The following is a 17,612-nucleotide window of genomic DNA, read 5'->3' as shown; positions in this document are numbered from 1 at the left end:
ATGATCCGCATGTCCGACGTCCAGCACATCGAGCAGGCCCCCGCCCCGGGGCCCTCGCCGCTGGACGTGGCGCAGCTCATCCTGGCCGGCTTCGACCGCCACTACGCGCTGTTCCGCTACAGCGCGCAGCGCGCCAAGGCGCTGTTCGAATCCGGGGACTGGCACGGCATCCAGCACCTGTCGCGCGAGCGCATCGAGTACTACGACATGCGGGTGCGCGAATGCGCCTCGCAACTGGAAGGCGCGCTGCGCGGCCGCCCGGGCTCGGCGCCGACCCCGCCTGGGGCGAACGGAGCCGATGCAAATGGGGCGGGCGCGAACGGCGCCAACGGCGCCGGCGGCCCCGCGCCGCTGGACGAGGCGCAAACCGCGTTCTGGCAGCAAGTGAAGCAGGAATACGTGGGCCTGCTGGGCGAGCACCGCCAGCCCGAATGCGCCGAGACCTTCTTCAATTCGGTGTCCTGCCGCATCCTGCACCGCGATTACTTCCACAACGATTTCCTGTTCGTGCGGCCCGCGGTGGCCACCGAATACCTGGACAGCCACAAGCCCTCGTACCGGGTGTACTACCCGGTGGCCGAGGGCCTGCAGAAAAGCCTGATCCGCATGGTGGCGGATTTCGGCCTGGCGCTGCCCTTCGAAGACCTGCCACGCGACACCCGCCTGCTGGCGCGCGCGGCCGTCAAACAGCTGCGGGCCCAGCTTCCGCGCCACGTGGGCCGGCGCATCGCCAGCGATTGCCAAATCCATGCGCTGGGCTCGCTGTTCTTCCGCAACAAGGGCGCCTACATCGTCGGGCGCCTGATCAATCAGTCCACGGTGTATCCGTTCACCGTGGCGCTCACGCGCAATCCCGCGGGCCAGGTCCGGCTGGACGCGCTGCTGCTGGGCGCCGACGACCTGAGCACCCTGTTCAGCTTCACCCGCGCCTACTTCCTGGTCGACATGGAAACGCCGGCGGCGGTGGTGAACTTCCTGTCCAGCCTGCTGCCGCGCAAGCCCAAGGCCGAGCTCTACACCATGATCGGCCTGCAGAAGCAGGGCAAGACGCTGTTCTACCGGGATTTCCTGCACCACCTGGCCCATTCGCGCGACGCGTTCGACATCGCGCCCGGCATCAAGGGGATGGTGATGTGCGTGTTCACGCTGCCGTCGTATCCCTACGTCTTCAAGCTGATCAAGGACCATATCGACAAAGACGGCATGGACCACGCCACCGTGCGGCGCAAGTACCAGATGGTGAAGCTGCACGACCGTGTGGGGCGCATGGCCGACACCTGGGAGTATTCCCAGGTGGCGCTGCCGCGCAGCCGCTTCGCGCCGGCCCTGCTCGACGAACTGCAACGGCTGGTGCCGAGCCTGATCGAGGTCACCGGCGACACGGTGCTCATCCGTCACGTCTACATCGAACGGCGGATGACCCCGCTCAACCTGTATCTGCAACAGGCGTCCGACGCGCTGCTGGACCCGGCCGTGCGCGAATACGGCGACGCCATCCGCCAATTGGCCGCGGCCAATATCTTCCCCGGCGACATGCTTTACAAGAACTTCGGCGTCACGCGGCTGGGACGGGTCGTTTTCTACGACTACGACGAAATCCAGCGCATGACCGAAATGAATTTCCGGCGCATTCCGCCCGCCCCCAACGAGGAAGCGGAAATGGCGTCGGAACCCTGGTACGCCATCGGCCCGAATGACGTGTTTCCGGAAGAATTCGGCCGTTTCCTGCTGGGCGACGCGCGCGTGCGCGGCGCCTTCATGCGTCACCATTCAGACCTGCTGGAACCCGAATGGTGGCAGGCCTGCCGGACGCATGTGGCGCAAGGCCGGATTGAAGAATTTTTCCCTTACGATACGGACAGACGCCTGCGTCCCGAACGCCCGCCGGGCACCGACGCGGCCTCGTAACCCGAGCTGTCCCGACCCTCACAGGAGCTAGTCATGTCAGATCCCATCGTCATCGTTTCCGTCGCCCGCACGCCCATGGGCGGCATGCTGGGCGCCTTGTCCGGCCTGGCCGCGCACGAACTGGGTTCGGTCGCCATCAAGGCCGCCGTCGAACGCGCGGGCATCAAGCCCGAGCTGGTCGAAGAAGTCATCATGGGCAACGTGCTGCAAGCCGGTCAGGGCCAGGCCCCGGCGCGCCAGGCCGCGCTGGGCGCGGGCCTGCCGCTGGGCGTGTCGTGCACCACCATCCACAAGGTGTGCGGATCGGGCCTGAAGGCCGCCATGTTCGGCCATGACCTGCTGGCCGCGGGCACCGCCAACGTCGTCGTCGCCGGCGGCCAGGAAAGCATGAGCAACGCGCCGTACCTGCTGCTCAAGGGCCGCCAGGGCTACCGCTACGGCCACAACACCGTGTACGACCACATGGCCCTGGATGGCCTGGAAGACGCCTACGATAAGGGCAAGGCCATGGGCGTGTTCGCCGAGGACTGCGCCTCCAAGTATTCCTTCACCCGCGAACAGCAGGACGCCTTCTCGCTGGAATCGCTGCGCCGCGCCCGCGCCGCCTCGGAAGACGGCAGCTTCAAGTGGGAAATCGCCCCCGTGACGGTCGCCGGCCGCAAGGGCGACACCGTGATCGACACCGACGAAGCCCCTACCAAGGCCATGCCGGAGAAGATCCCCACGCTCAAGCCCGCGTTCAAGAAGGACGGCACTGTCACCGCCGCCAACTCGTCCTCGATTTCCGACGGCGCCGCCGCCATGGTGCTGATGCGCGCCTCCACGGCCGAGAAGCTGGGCGTGAAGCCGCTGGCCCGCATCGTGGCCCACAGCCAGCACTCGCAAGAGCCGAACTGGTTCACCACCGCCCCCGTGGGCGCGCTGAAGAATCTGTTCGCCAAGACCGGCTGGAAGGCCGAGGACGTGGACCTGTACGAAATCAACGAAGCCTTCGCGGTGGTCACCATGGCCGCCATGGCCGACTTCAAGCTTCCGCATGAAAAGGTCAACGTGCATGGCGGCGCCACCGCCCTGGGCCACCCGATCGGCGCATCCGGCGCCCGCCTGATGGCCACGCTGGTCGGCGCGCTGCGCAAGACCGGCGGCAAGCGCGGCGTGGCCACGCTGTGCATCGGCGGCGGCGAAGCCGTGGCGATGGCGATCGAAATGGTGTGAGGAATGGCGGGGCCAAAAGCCCCGCCGTAGGATGGGTGAAGCGCGAGAGGCCAATGGCAAAAGCCCAAACGTCTCAACGCGCGCAACCCATCAGGCCGGATCAAATCCCCAAGCGGCCTCAGCCAGAAAGGGATGGGCCCCACAACCGTCATGCAGCACCGCGGTTCTTTTTGATCTTCAGCCCCAACACAACGTCAGTTCGATGGGTTGCGCGCGTTGAGGCGGCGGCGTTCTTGCCGCTGATCTCTCGCGCTCCACCCATCCTACCCCCCCAAATTCCCAACAAGCAGGACGGGTGGAACCCCATGCCCATCATTGAATCCCGCATCAATACGCGGTCGCAGGACTACACCGACAATGCGCGCGCCATGCAGGCGCAGCTGGACGACCTGAACGAGAAGCTGGCGCACACCGCGCTGGGCGGCAGCGAGGCCGCGCGCGCCAAGCACGTGGCGCGCGGCAAGCTCCTGCCGCGCGACCGCGTCGAGAACCTGATCGACCCGGGCACCCCGTTCCTGGAACTGTCGCCGATGGCGGCCCATGGCATGTACGGCGGCGAAGCGCCGGGCGCCGGCGTCATTACCGGCATCGGGCGGGTGGCGGGCACGGAATGCGTGATCGTCTGCAACGACGCCACGGTCAAGGGCGGCACCTACTATCCGATGACGGTCAAAAAGCACCTGCGCGCGCAGGAGATCGCCGCGCAGAACCACCTGCCCTGCGTCTACCTGGTGGATTCAGGCGGCGCCAACCTGCCGCAGCAGGACGAAGTCTTCCCCGACCGCGAACACTTCGGCCGTATCTTCTACAACCAGGCGCAGATGTCCGCGCAGGGCATCTCGCAGATCGCGGTGGTGATGGGTTCCTGCACCGCCGGCGGCGCCTACGTGCCCGCCATGAGCGACGAGTCGATCATCGTCAAGAACCAGGGCACCATCTTCCTGGGCGGCCCGCCGCTGGTGAAGGCCGCCACGGGCGAGGAAGTCAGCGCCGAGGACCTGGGCGGCGGCGACGTGCACACGCGCCTGTCGGGCGTGGCCGACCACCTGGCGGCGAACGACATGCACGCGCTGCAGCTGGCGCGCAACGCGGTCGCGCGTTTGAACCGCAAGAAACCGCAGCCGCTGGCCACCGTGCCCGTGCGCGAACCGCGCTACGACCCCTCCGAACTGAACGGCATCATCCCCGCCGACACCCGCAAGCCGTACGACGTGCGCGAAGTCATCGCGCGCATCGTGGACGGTTCCGAATTCGACGAGTTCAAGGCGCGCTTCGGACCCACGCTGGTTACCGGTTTCGCCCACATCCACGGCATGCCGGTGGGCATCGTCGCCAATAACGGCATCCTGTTCTCGGAGTCCGCGCAGAAGGGCGCGCACTTCATCGAACTGTGCGCGCAGCGCAAGATCCCGTTGGTCTTCCTGCAGAACATCACGGGCTTCATGGTGGGCCGCAAGTACGAAAACGAAGGCATCGCCCGCCATGGCGCCAAGATGGTGACGGCCGTGGCCACCGCCAACGTGCCCAAGTTCACCGTGCTCATCGGCGGCTCGTTCGGCGCCGGCAACTACGGCATGTGCGGCCGCGCCTATTCGCCCCGCATGCTGTTCATGTGGCCCAACGCCCGCATCTCGGTCATGGGCGGCGAGCAGGCGGCCAGCGTGCTGGCCACCGTGAAGCGCGATGGCATCGAAGCCCGCGGCGGCCAATGGTCGGCGGAGGAAGAGGCCGCCTTCAAGGCTCCCATCCGCGAACAGTACGAACACGAAGGGCATCCCTATTACGCCACCGCGCGCCTGTGGGACGACGGCATCATCGCCCCGTCCGATACGCGCCGCGTGCTGGGCCTGGCCTTGTCGGCCGCGCTGAACGCGCCCATCGAAGACACCAAGTTCGGCGTGTTCCGCATGTAGGGCGGCGCAGCCGCCCTCACCGCAGTTCAAGAATAATTTCAGCCTGGATGACATCCATGTTCGACACTTTGCTGATTGCCAACCGCGGAGAAATCGCCTGCCGCGTGGCCGCCACCGCCCGCCGGATGGGCATCCGCACCGTTGCGGTGTATTCCGACGCCGACGCCAACGCCCGCCACGTCGCGTCCTGCGACCAGGCCGTATACATCGGCGGCTCCGAGCCGCGCGCGAGCTACCTGCGCGCCGACGCCATCCTGCGGGCCGCGCGCGACACCGGCGCGCAGGCCATCCACCCCGGCTATGGCTTCCTGTCCGAAAACGAAGACTTCGCCAAGGCGGCCGCCGACGCCGGCATCGCCTTCGTCGGCCCGCCGGCTTCCGCCATCGCCGCCATGGGCAGCAAGTCCGCCGCCAAGGCCCTGATGGAAAAGGCCGGCGTGCCGCTGGTACCCGGCTACCACGGCGACAATCAGGACCCGGAGTTCCTGAAGAGCCAGGCCGACGCCATCGGCTATCCCGTGCTGATCAAGGCCAGCGCCGGCGGCGGCGGCAAAGGCATGCGCGTGGTGGAATCGTCCGGCGCCTTCCTCGATGCGCTGGCTTCCTGCCAGCGGGAAGCCGCGTCCAGCTTCGGCGACGACCGCGTGCTGATCGAACGCTACCTGCAAAAGCCGCGCCATATCGAGATCCAGGTGTTCGCCGACACGCAGGGCAATTGCGTCTACCTGTTCGAGCGCGACTGCTCGGTGCAGCGCCGCCATCAGAAAGTGATCGAAGAGGCGCCCGCCCCCGGCATGACGGAAGAGCGCCGCCAGGCGATGGGCGAGGCCGCGGTGGCGGCCGCGCGCGCCGTGGGCTACGTGGGCGCGGGCACGGTGGAATTCATCGCCGAACCGGACGGCCGCTTCTATTTCATGGAGATGAACACGCGCCTGCAGGTCGAGCACCCGGTCACCGAAATGATCACGGGGCACGACCTGGTCGAATGGCAGCTGCGCGTGGCCGCCGGCCAGCCGCTGCCGGCGCGCCAGGAAGACCTGCGCATCACCGGCCACGCCATCGAGGCCCGCATCTACGCGGAGAACCCCGAGAAGGGCTTCCTGCCCTCCATCGGCACGCTGGCCTACCTGGGCCTGCCGGCGCATACCGCCTTCGTCAACGGCGACATCCGCGTCGACGGCGGCGTGCGCATGGGCGACACGATCACGCCCTACTACGACCCCATGATCGCCAAGCTGATCGTGCACGGCGCCGACCGCGACCAGGCCCGCGCCCGCATGCTGCAGGCGCTGGCCCAGACGCAGGCGGTGGGCGTGCAGACCAACGTCGCCTTCCTGGCGCGGCTGATGAAGGACAGCGCCTTCGCCGCCGCCGACCTGGACACCGGCCTCATCGAGCGCCAGCGCGCCACGCTGCTGCCCGAACCCGAGGCCGCAGGCGCTTCCGTGCTGGCCCTGGCCAGCGCCGCGGTGCTGGTGCGCCAGGGCCTGGGCGCGCCCGGCAAGGGCGGCACCGATCCCTGGGACGCCCGCGACGGCTGGCGCCTGGGCGGCCGCTACCACCGTGAACTGCAATGGGTGGACAACGGCACGACCCGCAAGGCGCTCGTCGCGCGCGACGGCGCGGCCTGGACGCTGGACTGCGGCGACGGCCCGCAAGCCTTCCTGTGGCGCGCCCACGCCAGCGCCAATCCGAACCTTGCCTATGGCCTGCGCATCACGCTGAACGGCCACGAAAGCGCCGGCACGGTCGTGCTGCACGCGGACCGCGCCAATGTCTTCACCGACGCCGGCTCGCACATGCTGGAGCTCTACGATCCGCTGGCGCATTCGCAGGACACCCAGGGCGAACATGGCGGCGGGCTGACCGCGCCCATGCCGGGCAAGATCATCTCGATCTCGGTCAAGGCCGGCGACACCGTGGAGAAGGGCCAGCCGCTGCTCGTGATGGAAGCCATGAAGATGGAGCACACCATCTCCGCGCCGGCGGGCGGCAAGGTGGCGGAGGTGTTCTATGCCGTGGGCGACCAGGTGACCGAAGGAGCGGAACTGGTGGCGATCGGCGAATAGCCTGGCGCATCTCGCGCGCGGCGGCGCCATGCGCCGCGGAAGTGAACTCGGGGCGGCCTGCGGGCCGCCCCGATTCGCATGCGCGCCACAGTATTCATGTATTTATGCATTTTTCGCAATCATTTATGGAAATAGATTGTTCTTGTTATAAATAGCGTACCGCTCCTATCCTCTTCGCAACGTCATCCGACAGCAACGAGGAGATTCCGATGAGCGCGGTTCTGCAGACCAACGCGTCGCCGGCGGGCATGGTTCCGGCCGGCGTGGACCTGGTGGAGTACTACTACGAGCGAGGCTTCACCGATGGCCTGCCGGTGGTGCCGCCTACCCGGCAGAAGATCGACGAGATCGTGGAACGGCTGGGCGGAGACGCCGGCTTCGTGGAAGCCCGCGTGGCGCCGCGCTGGGGCGAACTGACCCGCGAGGTCCTGGCCATCAACATGGTGATGGCCGGCTGCAAGCCGGAGTACGCCCCGGTGGTGCTGGCGGGCGTGAAGGCCATTACCGACCAGGCCTTCAACCTCAACGGCGTGCAGGCGACCACGCACGTGGCCTCGCCCCTGCTGGTGGTCAACGGGCCCATTGCCCGCGAGATCGGCATGAACGGCGGCGTCAACGCCTTCGGTTCGGGCAACCGCGCCAACGCCACCATCGGCCGGGCGCTGCGCCTGATCATGCTGAACGTGGGCGGCGGCTGGCCCGGTGACCTGGACAAGAGCACGCTGGGCCATCCCGGCAAATATACCTACTGCGTCTGCGAAAACGAGCTGCAAAGCCCGCTGGCGCCGTATCACGTGGAGCATGGCTACAAGCCCGAGGACTCCACCGTCTTCGCAATGGCCGCCGAGGCGCCGCACAGCGTGACCAACCATATTTCGAACGACCCCGAGGGCATCCTGGACACCATGTGCTCCGCCATGAGCACCATCGCGTCCAACAGCGCCGTGCTGGGCGGCCACATCGCCGTGGTGCTGGGCCTGGAGCATGCCCAGACCATCGGCAAGCACGGCTGGTCGCGCGCCGACGTGCGCAACTACCTGTACGTCAATCACGGCAACCGCTTCATCGACCTGGCCTATGGCCACCGCTACGGCAAGGTCTACAACCGCAACCTGCCGAAGTACTACAAGCGCGAGGACGACACCCGTATCCCCATCGTGCACAGCCCCGATCACATCCATCTGTTCGTGATGGGCGGCGAGGCCGGCCGTTTTTCGGTGCTGATCCCCGGCTGGGGGCACATGAGCACGCCCGTGCTGCGCGCGATCGACGGCGCCAATGCCGCCGGAGCCGGCGATTGCACGAGCGGCGCCTGCGCCATCTGACGCGGCGCCCAGGACACAACCAGGAGCAGGAACATGCAGATGAACAACGGTGAAAAAGTCGCGGTGTTCGACCCGCGCGGCGCTCTGCGCTTCGAGGACGCGCCGGTATCGGCGCGCAAGACAGCCCTGGCCGGGCTGCGGCTGGGCATCCTCGACAACTCCAAGTGGAACGCCAACAAGCTGCTGCGCGGCGCGGCGGCAGCGCTGGGCGAGGACATCGAATTCGCCCAGGTCAACTACTACGTCAAGCACAGCTTCTCCAAGGATGCGGCCCCCGAACTCATCGAACGCATCGCGGCCGAGAACGACATCGTGCTCACCGCCATCGGCGACTGCGGTTCGTGCTGCTCGGCCTGCGTGCGCGACTCCATCGCGCTGGAACGATTGGGTGTGCCCAGCGCCGTCATCATCACCACCGAATTCGCGCGCGAAACCGAACTGACCCGGCAGGCCATCGGCATGAAGACGCTGGAGCCTGTCGTGATCGCGCATCCAGTCAGCTCCATCACGGCCGAGGAGGTGGCGCAGCGCGTCGCCCAGATCAAGGAGCAGGCGCAGCAGGTATGGCTGGGCACCAAGGCTCCGCTGCAGGTGCGCGTGGAACTGCAATAGCGGCCGCATTGCGTCGCGATGGCGCGCCACGGAACGCGCCGACACGGGGAGGGGAACGATGGGCGCACTGTCGCACCTGCGGGTGCTGGACCTTTCGCGCGTGCTGGCGGGCCCCTGGGCGAGCCAGCTGCTGGCGGACCTGGGCGCGGAGGTCATCAAGATCGAACGGCCGGGCCAGGGCGACGACACACGCGGCTGGGGTCCGCCCTGGATCAGCGATCCGCAATGGGGCGAAGTCGCGCAATCGGCCTATTTCGCCGGCGCCAACCGCAACAAGAAGTCCGTCGCCGTGGACATCGCCACCGCCGAAGGGCAGCGGCTGGTGGCCGCGCTGGCAGCGCAATGCGATGTGCTGATCGAGAACTTCAAGGTAGGCGGGCTGCGGGCCTACGGCCTGGACTACGACACGCTCAGGCATCGGCACCCGGGGCTGGTGTACTGCTCCATCACCGGCTTCGGCCAGGACGGCCCCTACGCCGCGCGGCCGGGCTATGACTTCCTGATCCAGGGCATGGGCGGCCTGATGAGCATCACCGGCCGCGGCGACGGGCAGCCCGGCGCCGGGCCGTTGAAGGTGGGCGTGGCGCTGACGGACATCCTGACGGGCCTGTATGCCACCGCCGGCATCCAGGCCGCGCTGGCGCACCGCGACCGCACGGGCGAGGGCCAGCACGTGGACGTGGCCCTGCTGGACGTGCAGGTGGCGGCGCTGGCCAACCAGGCCATGAATTTCCTGGCCAGCGGCCGCGAGCCCGAACGCCTGGGCAATGCCCATCCCAACATCGTGCCGTACCAGGACTTCGCCACCCGCGACGGCCACGTCATCGTGACGGTAGGCAACGACGCGCAGTTCCGCCGCTTCTGCGGCGCCATCGGCCGCCCCGAGCTGGCCGACGAGCCGCGCTATGCCACCAATACCGCGCGCCTGGCCTCGCGCGAGACGCTGATCCCCCTGATCCAGGCGCAAATGGCGCTCCGTCCCAGCGCGCACTGGCTGCGCGAACTGGAAGCGCTGGCGGTGCCCTGCGGCCCGATAAACGGCCTGGAACAAGTGTTCGCCGACCCCCAGGTCCTGCAACGCGGCATGCGCGTGCCGATGCCCGGCGCGCAAACCGGCTGCGCCGACCTGGTCGGCAACCCCCTGCATTTATCGGCGACGCCCGTGGAATACCGCAGCGCGCCGCCGGTATTGGGCGCCCATACGGAGCCGGTCCTGCGCGACGTGCTGGGACTGGCGCCGCAGGCGCTGGCCGAACTGCGGCGCGATGGCGCGATCGCGGTCGGCCCCTGAGCTGTGCCCTACACAAGAAAGCGACAAGGGAGACAAACCATGGAACCACGCATTCGAGCAGAGGCATTGAGCAACCCGCGCAGGCGCCGCCTGCTGATCGGCGCCGCCGGCGCCACCCTGGGCGCGCTGGGCGGCGGCGCCAGGGCGTACGCCGCCAGCGGCTATCCGTCCAAGCCGTTGCGCGTCGTCATTCCCTATCCGCCCGGCGGCCCGACCGACATCGTCGGCCGGATCGTCGCAACGACGCTGGCGGACAAGCTGGGGCAATCCGTCGTCATCGACAACCGGCCGGGCGCCAGCGGCATGATAGGCGCCGACATGGTGGCCAAGGCGGCGCCGGACGGCTACGTGCTGCTGATCAACGTCTCCGGCCAGCTGGTCAATCCCGCGCTGTACGCGAATATGTCGCATGATCCGCTCAAGGACTTCCGCGGCATCACCAACCTGGCTTCCACGCCGATCCAGCTGGTGATCAGCGCCAACTCGCCGGTGCGCTCCGTGGCGGAACTGATCGAGCTGGTGCGCTCGCAGCCCGGCCGGCACAATTTCGCGTCGTCCAGCAACGGCACCCCCGGCCATCTGGCCGGCGAGGTCTTCAAGGCCGCGGCCAAGCTCGACGTCACCCACATCCCGTACAAGGGCAGCGCGCCCGCGCTCACGGATGTGGTGGGCGGCCAGGTCACCTATATGCTGGATTCGATGCCTTCCTCGATCAGCCTGGTCAAGGGCGGCAAGCTGCGCGCGCTGGCGGTCACTTCCGCCCAGCGCGTGGATGCGCTGCCCGACGTGCCGACCTTCGCCGAGCTGGGGTATCCGGACGTGAACCTGACCACCTGGTATGGCATGTGGGCGCCGGCCCAGACGCCGCCCGGCCTGATCGCCAGCATCTACGAAACGGTGAGCGGCGTACTGCAGCAGCCCGACGTGCGCACCAGGCTGGCCGATTCGCAGGCCATGCCGGTGGGCGACACGCCCGAGCATTTCGATGCCTACTGCCGCAGCGAAGCCAAGCGCTACGCCGAGATCGTGCGGCGCGCCGGGATCCGCCTGCAATGAACGCCGCCGGATCTCCGCGCCACGCGCGGGTGCTCATCCTGGGATCCGGCCCGGCCGGATACGCCGCCGCCGTGTATGCCGCCCGCGCCAACCTGCAGCCTGTCCTGATCGCCGGCATGGCGCAGGGCGGCCAGCTCATGACCACGACCGACGTGGACAACTGGCCCGCGGACGCGGCCGGCGTGCAAGGGCCGGAACTGATGCAGCGCTTCCAGGACCATGCGCTGCGCTTCGGCACCGAGGTCATCGCCGACCACGTGCAGAGCGTGGACCTGTCGCGCAGGCCCTTCGTCCTGCGCGGCGAGCGCGCCGCCTATACCTGCGACACGCTGATCGTGGCCACGGGCGCGGTCGCGCGCTATCTGGGGCTTGCATCCGAGCAGGCCTACATGGGCCGCGGCGTATCCGGCTGCGCCACCTGCGACGGCTTCTTCCATCGCGGCCGGGACGTATGCGTGGTGGGTGGCGGCAATACGGCGGTGGAGGAAGCGCTGTACCTGTCCAACATCGCGCGCTCCCTCACCCTGGTCCACCGGCGCGACGCCTTCCGGGCCGAGCCCATCATGCTGGACAAGCTGGCCGCCAAGGTGGAGCAGGGGCAGATCCGGTTGCGCCTGCGCAGCGTGCTGGAGGAAGTGCTGGGCGACGAATCCGGCGTCACCGGCGTGCGCATCCGCAACCTGGCCGACGGCGCATGCGCGGACCTGGAGGTCAGCGGCTGTTTCGTGGCCATCGGCCACCGGCCCAGCACCGAGCTGTTCCAGGGCCAGCTGGAACTCGAAGACGGCTACATCGTGACGCGGGCAGGCCGCAAGGGGCTGGCCACCATGACCAGCGTGAACGGCGTGTTCGCCGCGGGCGACGTGCAGGACCACGTGTACCGCCAGGCCATCACCAGCGCGGGCAGCGGCTGCATGGCGGCGCTGGACGCGCAGCGCTTCCTGGAACAGGCTTCTGCCTGGCCGGCTTGAAAGTTCCCTGGCAACCCCATATCATTGCCTGGCAGGGCCGGTCCACTGACCGGTCCTGATCTTCTCCGGCCCTCGCGGCTGTCTCTGCCTCGCGCACTCCATCGTCCCGCCGCCTCCCAGGCCGCCTCTTAGGCCACCGCCCGGCGCCGACGATCTCCCCCGGTTTTCCTCACTCCCCTCAACCCGCGTTTCCACGGGAAAAGCATGCGCCATTCCAAAACAATTGCCCCTGCGGGCAATGACGGACCTTTGCTGTCCGTTCTTTCGATGTCCGTATTCTTCGTCGGCGCGAGCGAATTCATGCTCACGGCGATGTTGAACCCGCTCAGCGGCGCCTTCGGCGCCAGTTCCGCCCAGGTCGCATGGCTGATCTCCAGCTATGCGCTCGCGTACGCGATCGCGGCGCCCGTCTTCGGCCACCTGTCGGACCGTATCGACCGGCGCCGCCTATTGCTCTTCGCGTTGCTATTGTCCGCGGCAGACGGCCTGGGCATCGCCTTCGCGCCGACTTTCGAAATCGCGGTGGCACTGCGGATTTTTGGCGGCCTCGCCTCCGCGATCATCGTCCCCAATGCGTTCGCGCTGGTCGCCGAATCCGTCCCGCGCGAGCGCCATGCGTCGGCCATGGGCGCCGTCATGCTCGGCATGACCGCGGGCATCGCGGCGGGCCCCGCGCTTGCCGGCCTGCTTACCCAGTGGATAGGCTGGCGCGCGCCCTTCGTGCTGACTTCGGCGGGATGCCTCGCCGCCTGCATCGCGGGCGCCATCGCGATACCCGGCCGCCGCGCTCCCGCCTCGCCGGGCCCCATGCGCGCGATGCAATGGCTGCGCAGGCCGCTCATCGTGCGCCCCCTGCTCGCCAAGGGGCTTTGGAATGGGACCGGCGTTGCCGCGTTCCTGCTGTCGGGGGAAGTCTTGCGCATGCGCTATCAGCTGGACGTGGCCCATGTCGGGCTTAGCGTGGCCGCATTCGGCATCGGGCTCGCCGCGGGCAATCTCTGCGCCGGCACGTTGCGGCGCCTTGGTTCCGGCGAAGAGCGGGCGCTGGTCATCACCACCGCGCTGCTCATTGCCTCCGTGGCCGCGTTCTATCTGCTGCCCTTGCCGCTGCCGGGCGCGCTCGTTTGCCTGGCCGCATGGGGAGCCGCGCTGGGCGCGGGCGCGCCGCTGTCCACCGCCGTGCTGGCGAACCGCTCTGAGCGCGACAAGGGCGCGGTGCTGGCCGCCGCGGAAACCCTGAACAACGTTTCGATCCTGTCGTTCGTTCCATTGGCGTCACCGCTGCTCGCGGCAGGAAGCGGCCAGCTGGCGGCAGGCGTGTTCCTGACGGGCCTGGGCGTCGGCGCCGCCCTGACGGTCCATGACGCCTTGAGGGCGGATTGATTGGCCGGTCAGGCCCCTTCGCGCCGCCCCCGGCGGCCGCGCGCGGCGGGAACCACTTGCACCCAGTCGTTGCGCAACTGCGCCAGGAAGCCGCTGCTGCTGGGCGTCAGGCCGCGCTCCTTGAGATACACCACGCCGATGGCCTGGCTGAGCGCCGGCCGGGTCAGCGGCCGCGCCACCAGGTCCGCGCTCAGCGCGGCGGGCACCGCGCCGCCGGGCACGATGGCGATCCCCACGCCCGCCCACACGCATTGCATCACCGTGGCGAACTGGCTCACGGTGACCGCGTGCCGCAGCGGCACGCCGGCGATCGAGGCATGGCTGTCGATCAGGCGCCGCGTCTGCGCCTCCCTGGGCAGCGAGACCAGCGCATACGGCGCCAGCTGCTCCAGCGTCAAGCCCGCCTGCGTGGACAGCGGATGCTTGCGCGGCATCACCACGTGGAAGACCTCGCGGCCCAGCGACACGACCGAAAACTCGCCCGGCACCTCGTCGATGTAGGTGATCCCCATGTCGGCCACGCCGCTGCGCACGTCGTCCAGCACCGTGCCATGCACGCCCTCGCGGATCTGCAGTTCGATGCGGGGCCGGGATTCCCGGTACCGGGCCACGATGCCCGGCAGCTGGGTATAGGCCACCGACATCACCGCGGACACGATGCTGCGGCCGCGCTGCTCATCGGAGATCTCGCGCATGTTCTCGAACGAAATACGCAAGTCGGAAAGAACGCGGTTCGCCAGCGACACGAACTCCTGGCCCGCCGCCGTGGTCTCCACCCGCCGCGTGGAACGATGGAACAGCTCCACGCCCAGCGCCTTTTCCACGCGCTGCACCGTGCGCGTCAACGCGGGCTGCGAGATGTGCAGCGTCAGGGCGGCAGCCACGAAGCTGCCGCATTCGGCGACGGTGCAGATCGCCTGCAGCTCGCGGGAACTCAGATCGGGAAGCGTGGCCATGGGGGATACGTCCATCGAAGACGCTGATGCGGAAACTGGAAATATATACGCCCGACCTCCATTTCATGCATGAATCCGGGCCGGGCGCGCGGCCCCCCTCTTAGTTTCCCGTCAGCGAATTGTCCCTAGAATGCCGGTTCCGGCGCCCGCCGCGCGCCCCCGCCCACCCCCCCATGCCTGCCCCCGACGCCTCCAGTCCGCTTTCCCGTCCCGCCTTCCTGCATTTCCTCTGCGCCCGCGTGGGCGCGTCGCTGGCCTTCCAGATCGTGTCCGTCGCGGTGGGCTGGCAGATCTACGAACTGTCCGGCAGCGCGCTGGACCTGGGCCTGATCGGGCTGGCGCAATTCCTGCCCATGGCGGCGCTGACGCTGGTGGTCGGCCACGTGGCCGACCGCTACGACCGCCGCAAGATCGTGGCTATCTGCATGGCCATCGAGGCCCTGGCCACGCTGACGCTGGCGGCGGCCGCGCTCCACGGCCTGGGCGGCAGGCCGCTGATCTACGCCACGCTCATCGTCATGAGCTCGGCGCGCGCCTTCGAGGCGCCCACCCTCACCACGCTGATCCCCGCCATCGTGCCGCGCGCCTGGCTGCCGCGCGCCACCGCGCTGTCGTCCTCGGGCGGGCAGATCGCGCAGATCGCCGGGCCCGCGCTGGGCGGCGTGGGCTACGGCCTGGGCGCGGGCTGGATCTATTGCGTGGCCGCCGCCCTGTACCTGACCGCCTTCGCTTCCATCGCCAGCATGTCCGTTGACCGCGCGCCCCCGCGCAAGGAGCCCACCACCTGGCGCACCTTGTTCGCGGGCATCACCTTCATCTTCCAGCGCCGCCTGCTGCTGGGCACGCTGTCGCTGGACCTGTTCGCCGTGCTGCTGGGCGGCGCGACGGCGCTGCTGCCCATCTTCGCCAAGGACATCCTGAACGCCGGCCCCTGGGCGCTGGGCGCGCTGCGCGCCGCCCCGGCCTGCGGCGCCATGCTCATGTCCCTCACGCTGGCGCGGCTGAGCCTGGGCGAGCATGTGGGGCGGCTGCTGTTCGGCGCCCTGGTGCTGTTCGGCGCGGCGACCACGGTGTTCGGGCTGTCCACCTCGATCCCGCTGTCGGTGGCCGCGCTGGTGGTGCTGGGCGCTGCCGACTCCATCAGCGTGGTGGTGCGGTCCTCGCTGGTGCAGCTGAACACGCCCGACCATATGCTGGGCCGCGTCAGCGCGGTGAACACGTTGTTCGTCAGCGCCTCCAACCAGCTGGGCGAATTCGAGTCCGGCATGTTGGCCGCCCTGGTCGGCGCGGTGCCCGCCGTCGTGATCGGCGGCGTGGGCACCGTGGCGGTGGCGGGGCTGTGGATGTGGTGGTTCCCGGAATTGCGCAAACTGCGCACCCTGACCCCGGCATGAAGCCCACGCGGGGCGGCGACGGGTTCAGTCCCCCGCCGCCTCCGCCCGCGCCGCCGGCACGGCGCGGGACGCTTGCGCGCCGCCCGTGAGCCGCGCGAACAGCAGGAAGCTGGCGGCCACCGCCACCAGGTTGTAGATCGTGGCCCAGGCCAGCGCATGGCCATAGCGCTGCGCGCGGTCCACGCCCAGCAGCTCGGGCGATCCGATCGCCGCGAACAGCACCACGCCCACCGCCGCCACGCCGACGGTGGTGCCCGTCAATTGCATGGTGGACGAGATGCCCGATCCCATGCCCGCGTCTTCCGCCCGCACCGAACCCAGCACGGCGTTGAACGCCAGCGGTATCACGACGCCCTGGCCGGCGCCATTGAGCACCAGCGCCGCCACGATCAGGCTCATGTTGGCCACGTCCAGGAGCGCGCCCGCCGCCGACAAGGCGATGCCCGCGCCGAACACCAGCACACCCAGCAGCAGCGCGCGGCGGCCCAGCCGCTCCGCCAGGCGCGGGCCGCTGAGCGAGGCCGCGAAGAACGCGACCGCAGACGGCGTGAACACCGCGCCCGCGGCCAGCGGGCCCAGGTCCAGGCCGAACTGCAGCAGCATGGTCAACGACAGGAAGAAGGAACTGATCGCGGAAAAGAACAGGAACACCGCGCTCACGCCCGTGACGAAGCGGCGATTGGCGAACAAGGCCATCTCGATCAGCGGCACCCCGCCGCGCCTCGACAGACCCCGCTCATAGCGCACGAAGGCGGCCAGCACGGGCACCGCCGCCACCGGACCGGCGTACGACCACCAGGGCCAGCCGTGGTCGTGCCCCAGCATGATGGGCACCAGCAGCAGGAACAGGCCCAGCGCCGCCAGCAGGGCGCCCGCGAAGTCGAGCCGGCTGGAAACGGATGCGCGCGTCTCGGGGATGCAGAGGCGGGCGGCCAGCATCGCCGCCAGCCCGATAGGCAGGTTGATCAGGAATATCGTGCGCCAGCCCAGGCCGGCATAGTCCTGCTCGATCAGGAACCCGCCCGCAAGCTGCGATATGGTCGCCGCCACGCCCTGCACCGCGCCCATCGCCCCGAAGGCCCGCGCGCGGCTGGCGCCGTCGAACATGACGCGGATGGAGGCCAGCACCTGCGGCATCAGCAGGGCGGCCGCGGCGCCCTGGATCACGCGCCCGCCAATTAGAATCCCGGGACCGGGGGCCAGCCCGCAAATCAATGACGACGCGGTGAACAAGCCCATGCCCCACAGGAAAATGCGGCGGCGGCCGTACAGATCGCCCAGCCGCGCGCCGATGACCAGCAGCACGGCGAGCGCGGCGTCGTAGGCGACGATGACCAGGTGGACCTGCGAGAAGCTCGCGCCCAGCCGGGTCTGCAGGCTGGGCAGCGATACATTGACGATGAAGAGGTCGAGAATGATGAGGAAATTCGCCGAAAGCAGGGCGGCCAGGGCAAACCAGCGGCCCGTGCCGGAGGAAGAAGAGTCGGTCATGTCGTTGGCCCGAGGGGATGGAAAGCAT

13 protein-coding genes are annotated in these 17,612 nt (G+C 68.7%); 11 read left to right on the top strand and 2 right to left on the bottom strand.

Annotated elements, in window-relative coordinates:
• The 10 genes from aceK to JL37_RS00760 all read left to right on the top strand — a co-directional run bounded on the left by aceK (position 1) and on the right by JL37_RS00760 (position 13,743).
• Positions 1–1,908 (top strand): bifunctional isocitrate dehydrogenase kinase/phosphatase, encoded by a 1,908-nt coding sequence (gene aceK / locus JL37_RS00805; protein ID WP_043541303.1) that lies wholly within the window; start codon positions 1–3, stop codon positions 1,906–1,908.
• A gap of 33 nt (positions 1,909–1,941) precedes the next feature.
• Complete coding sequence (locus JL37_RS00800) at positions 1,942–3,123, top strand: acetyl-CoA C-acetyltransferase (protein WP_043541302.1); 1,182 nt, start codon at positions 1,942–1,944, stop codon at positions 3,121–3,123.
• A 305-nt stretch (positions 3,124–3,428) separates the two neighbouring features.
• Positions 3,429–5,036 carry a carboxyl transferase domain-containing protein gene (locus tag JL37_RS00795; protein ID WP_043541301.1) on the top strand — a complete coding sequence of 536 codons (1,608 nt, stop codon included), beginning with the start codon at positions 3,429–3,431 and terminating at the stop codon, positions 5,034–5,036.
• 56 nt (positions 5,037–5,092) lie between these two features.
• Positions 5,093–7,105, top strand: a complete 2,013-nt coding sequence (locus JL37_RS00790) for an acetyl/propionyl/methylcrotonyl-CoA carboxylase subunit alpha (protein WP_043541300.1) — start codon at positions 5,093–5,095, stop codon at positions 7,103–7,105.
• Between the two features lie 209 nt (positions 7,106–7,314).
• Positions 7,315–8,430, top strand: coding sequence for a hypothetical protein (locus tag JL37_RS00785; RefSeq protein ID WP_043541299.1), 1,116 nt, complete (start codon positions 7,315–7,317; stop codon positions 8,428–8,430).
• A 33-nt stretch (positions 8,431–8,463) separates the two neighbouring features.
• Positions 8,464–9,042, top strand: a complete 579-nt coding sequence (locus JL37_RS00780; protein WP_043541298.1) for a UGSC family (seleno)protein — start codon at positions 8,464–8,466, stop codon at positions 9,040–9,042.
• Between the two features lie 58 nt (positions 9,043–9,100).
• Positions 9,101–10,333 carry a CaiB/BaiF CoA-transferase family protein gene (locus JL37_RS00775; RefSeq protein ID WP_043541297.1) on the top strand — a complete coding sequence of 411 codons (1,233 nt, stop codon included), beginning with the start codon at positions 9,101–9,103 and terminating at the stop codon, positions 10,331–10,333.
• Positions 10,334–10,372: 39 nt separating this feature from the next.
• On the top strand, positions 10,373–11,389 hold the full coding sequence (locus JL37_RS00770) for a tripartite tricarboxylate transporter substrate binding protein (RefSeq protein ID WP_043541296.1): 1,017 nt from the start codon (positions 10,373–10,375) through the stop codon (positions 11,387–11,389).
• Positions 11,386–12,360 (top strand): thioredoxin-disulfide reductase, encoded by a 975-nt coding sequence (trxB, locus tag JL37_RS00765; RefSeq protein WP_043541295.1) that lies wholly within the window; start codon positions 11,386–11,388, stop codon positions 12,358–12,360. The genes JL37_RS00770 and trxB overlap by 4 nt, the downstream gene beginning before the upstream one ends.
• Positions 12,361–12,609: 249 nt before the next feature.
• Positions 12,610–13,743 (top strand): MFS transporter, encoded by a 1,134-nt coding sequence (locus JL37_RS00760; protein ID WP_231570259.1) that lies wholly within the window; start codon positions 12,610–12,612, stop codon positions 13,741–13,743.
• Between the two features lie 8 nt (positions 13,744–13,751).
• Here JL37_RS00760 and JL37_RS00755 read toward each other — a convergent pair whose 3' ends face one another.
• Positions 13,752–14,699 carry a LysR family transcriptional regulator gene (locus JL37_RS00755; protein ID WP_043541369.1) on the bottom strand — a complete coding sequence of 316 codons (948 nt, stop codon included), beginning with the start codon at positions 14,697–14,699 and terminating at the stop codon, positions 13,752–13,754.
• A 173-nt stretch (positions 14,700–14,872) separates the two neighbouring features.
• Between JL37_RS00755 and JL37_RS00750 the strand changes: the two genes are divergently transcribed.
• The gene (locus JL37_RS00750; RefSeq protein ID WP_043541293.1) at positions 14,873–16,093 is read left to right on the top strand and encodes an MFS transporter; all 1,221 of its coding nucleotides are present in this window, start codon (positions 14,873–14,875) and stop codon (positions 16,091–16,093) included.
• Positions 16,094–16,117: 24 nt separating this feature from the next.
• Here the strand turns inward: JL37_RS00750 and JL37_RS00745 are convergent, their stop codons facing one another.
• Entirely contained in the window at positions 16,118–17,584 is a 1,467-nt protein-coding gene (locus JL37_RS00745; RefSeq protein ID WP_081954938.1) for an MFS transporter, read from the bottom strand.
• Positions 17,585–17,612 lie beyond the last annotated feature (28 nt).

It is taken from the genome of Achromobacter sp. RTa, from assembly GCF_000757485.1.
Classification (GTDB): domain Bacteria; phylum Pseudomonadota; class Gammaproteobacteria; order Burkholderiales; family Burkholderiaceae_B; genus Achromobacter.
Note: the sequence above shows the minus strand (reverse complement) of the source record. Positions and strands in the feature narration are given on the sequence as shown.

Bases quoted from the DNA above. Each gene is read 5' to 3' on its own strand.
- JL37_RS00745 (WP_081954938.1), bottom strand. From the start codon at position 17,584: ATGACCGACTCTTCTTCCTCCGGCACGGGCCGCTGGTTTGCCCTGGCC.
- trxB (WP_043541295.1), top strand. From the start codon at position 11,386: ATGAACGCCGCCGGATCTCCGCGCCACGCGCGGGTGCTCATCCTGGGA.
- JL37_RS00785 (WP_043541299.1), top strand. From the start codon at position 7,315: ATGAGCGCGGTTCTGCAGACCAACGCGTCGCCGGCGGGCATGGTTCCG.
- aceK (WP_043541303.1), top strand. From the start codon at position 1: ATGATCCGCATGTCCGACGTCCAGCACATCGAGCAGGCCCCCGCCCCG.
- JL37_RS00790 (WP_043541300.1), top strand. From the start codon at position 5,093: ATGTTCGACACTTTGCTGATTGCCAACCGCGGAGAAATCGCCTGCCGC.
- JL37_RS00750 (WP_043541293.1), top strand. From the start codon at position 14,873: ATGCCTGCCCCCGACGCCTCCAGTCCGCTTTCCCGTCCCGCCTTCCTG.
- JL37_RS00755 (WP_043541369.1), bottom strand. From the start codon at position 14,699: ATGGCCACGCTTCCCGATCTGAGTTCCCGCGAGCTGCAGGCGATCTGC.
- JL37_RS00770 (WP_043541296.1), top strand. From the start codon at position 10,373: ATGGAACCACGCATTCGAGCAGAGGCATTGAGCAACCCGCGCAGGCGC.
- JL37_RS00800 (WP_043541302.1), top strand. From the start codon at position 1,942: ATGTCAGATCCCATCGTCATCGTTTCCGTCGCCCGCACGCCCATGGGC.
- JL37_RS00780 (WP_043541298.1), top strand. From the start codon at position 8,464: ATGCAGATGAACAACGGTGAAAAAGTCGCGGTGTTCGACCCGCGCGGC.
- JL37_RS00795 (WP_043541301.1), top strand. From the start codon at position 3,429: ATGCCCATCATTGAATCCCGCATCAATACGCGGTCGCAGGACTACACC.
- JL37_RS00775 (WP_043541297.1), top strand. From the start codon at position 9,101: ATGGGCGCACTGTCGCACCTGCGGGTGCTGGACCTTTCGCGCGTGCTG.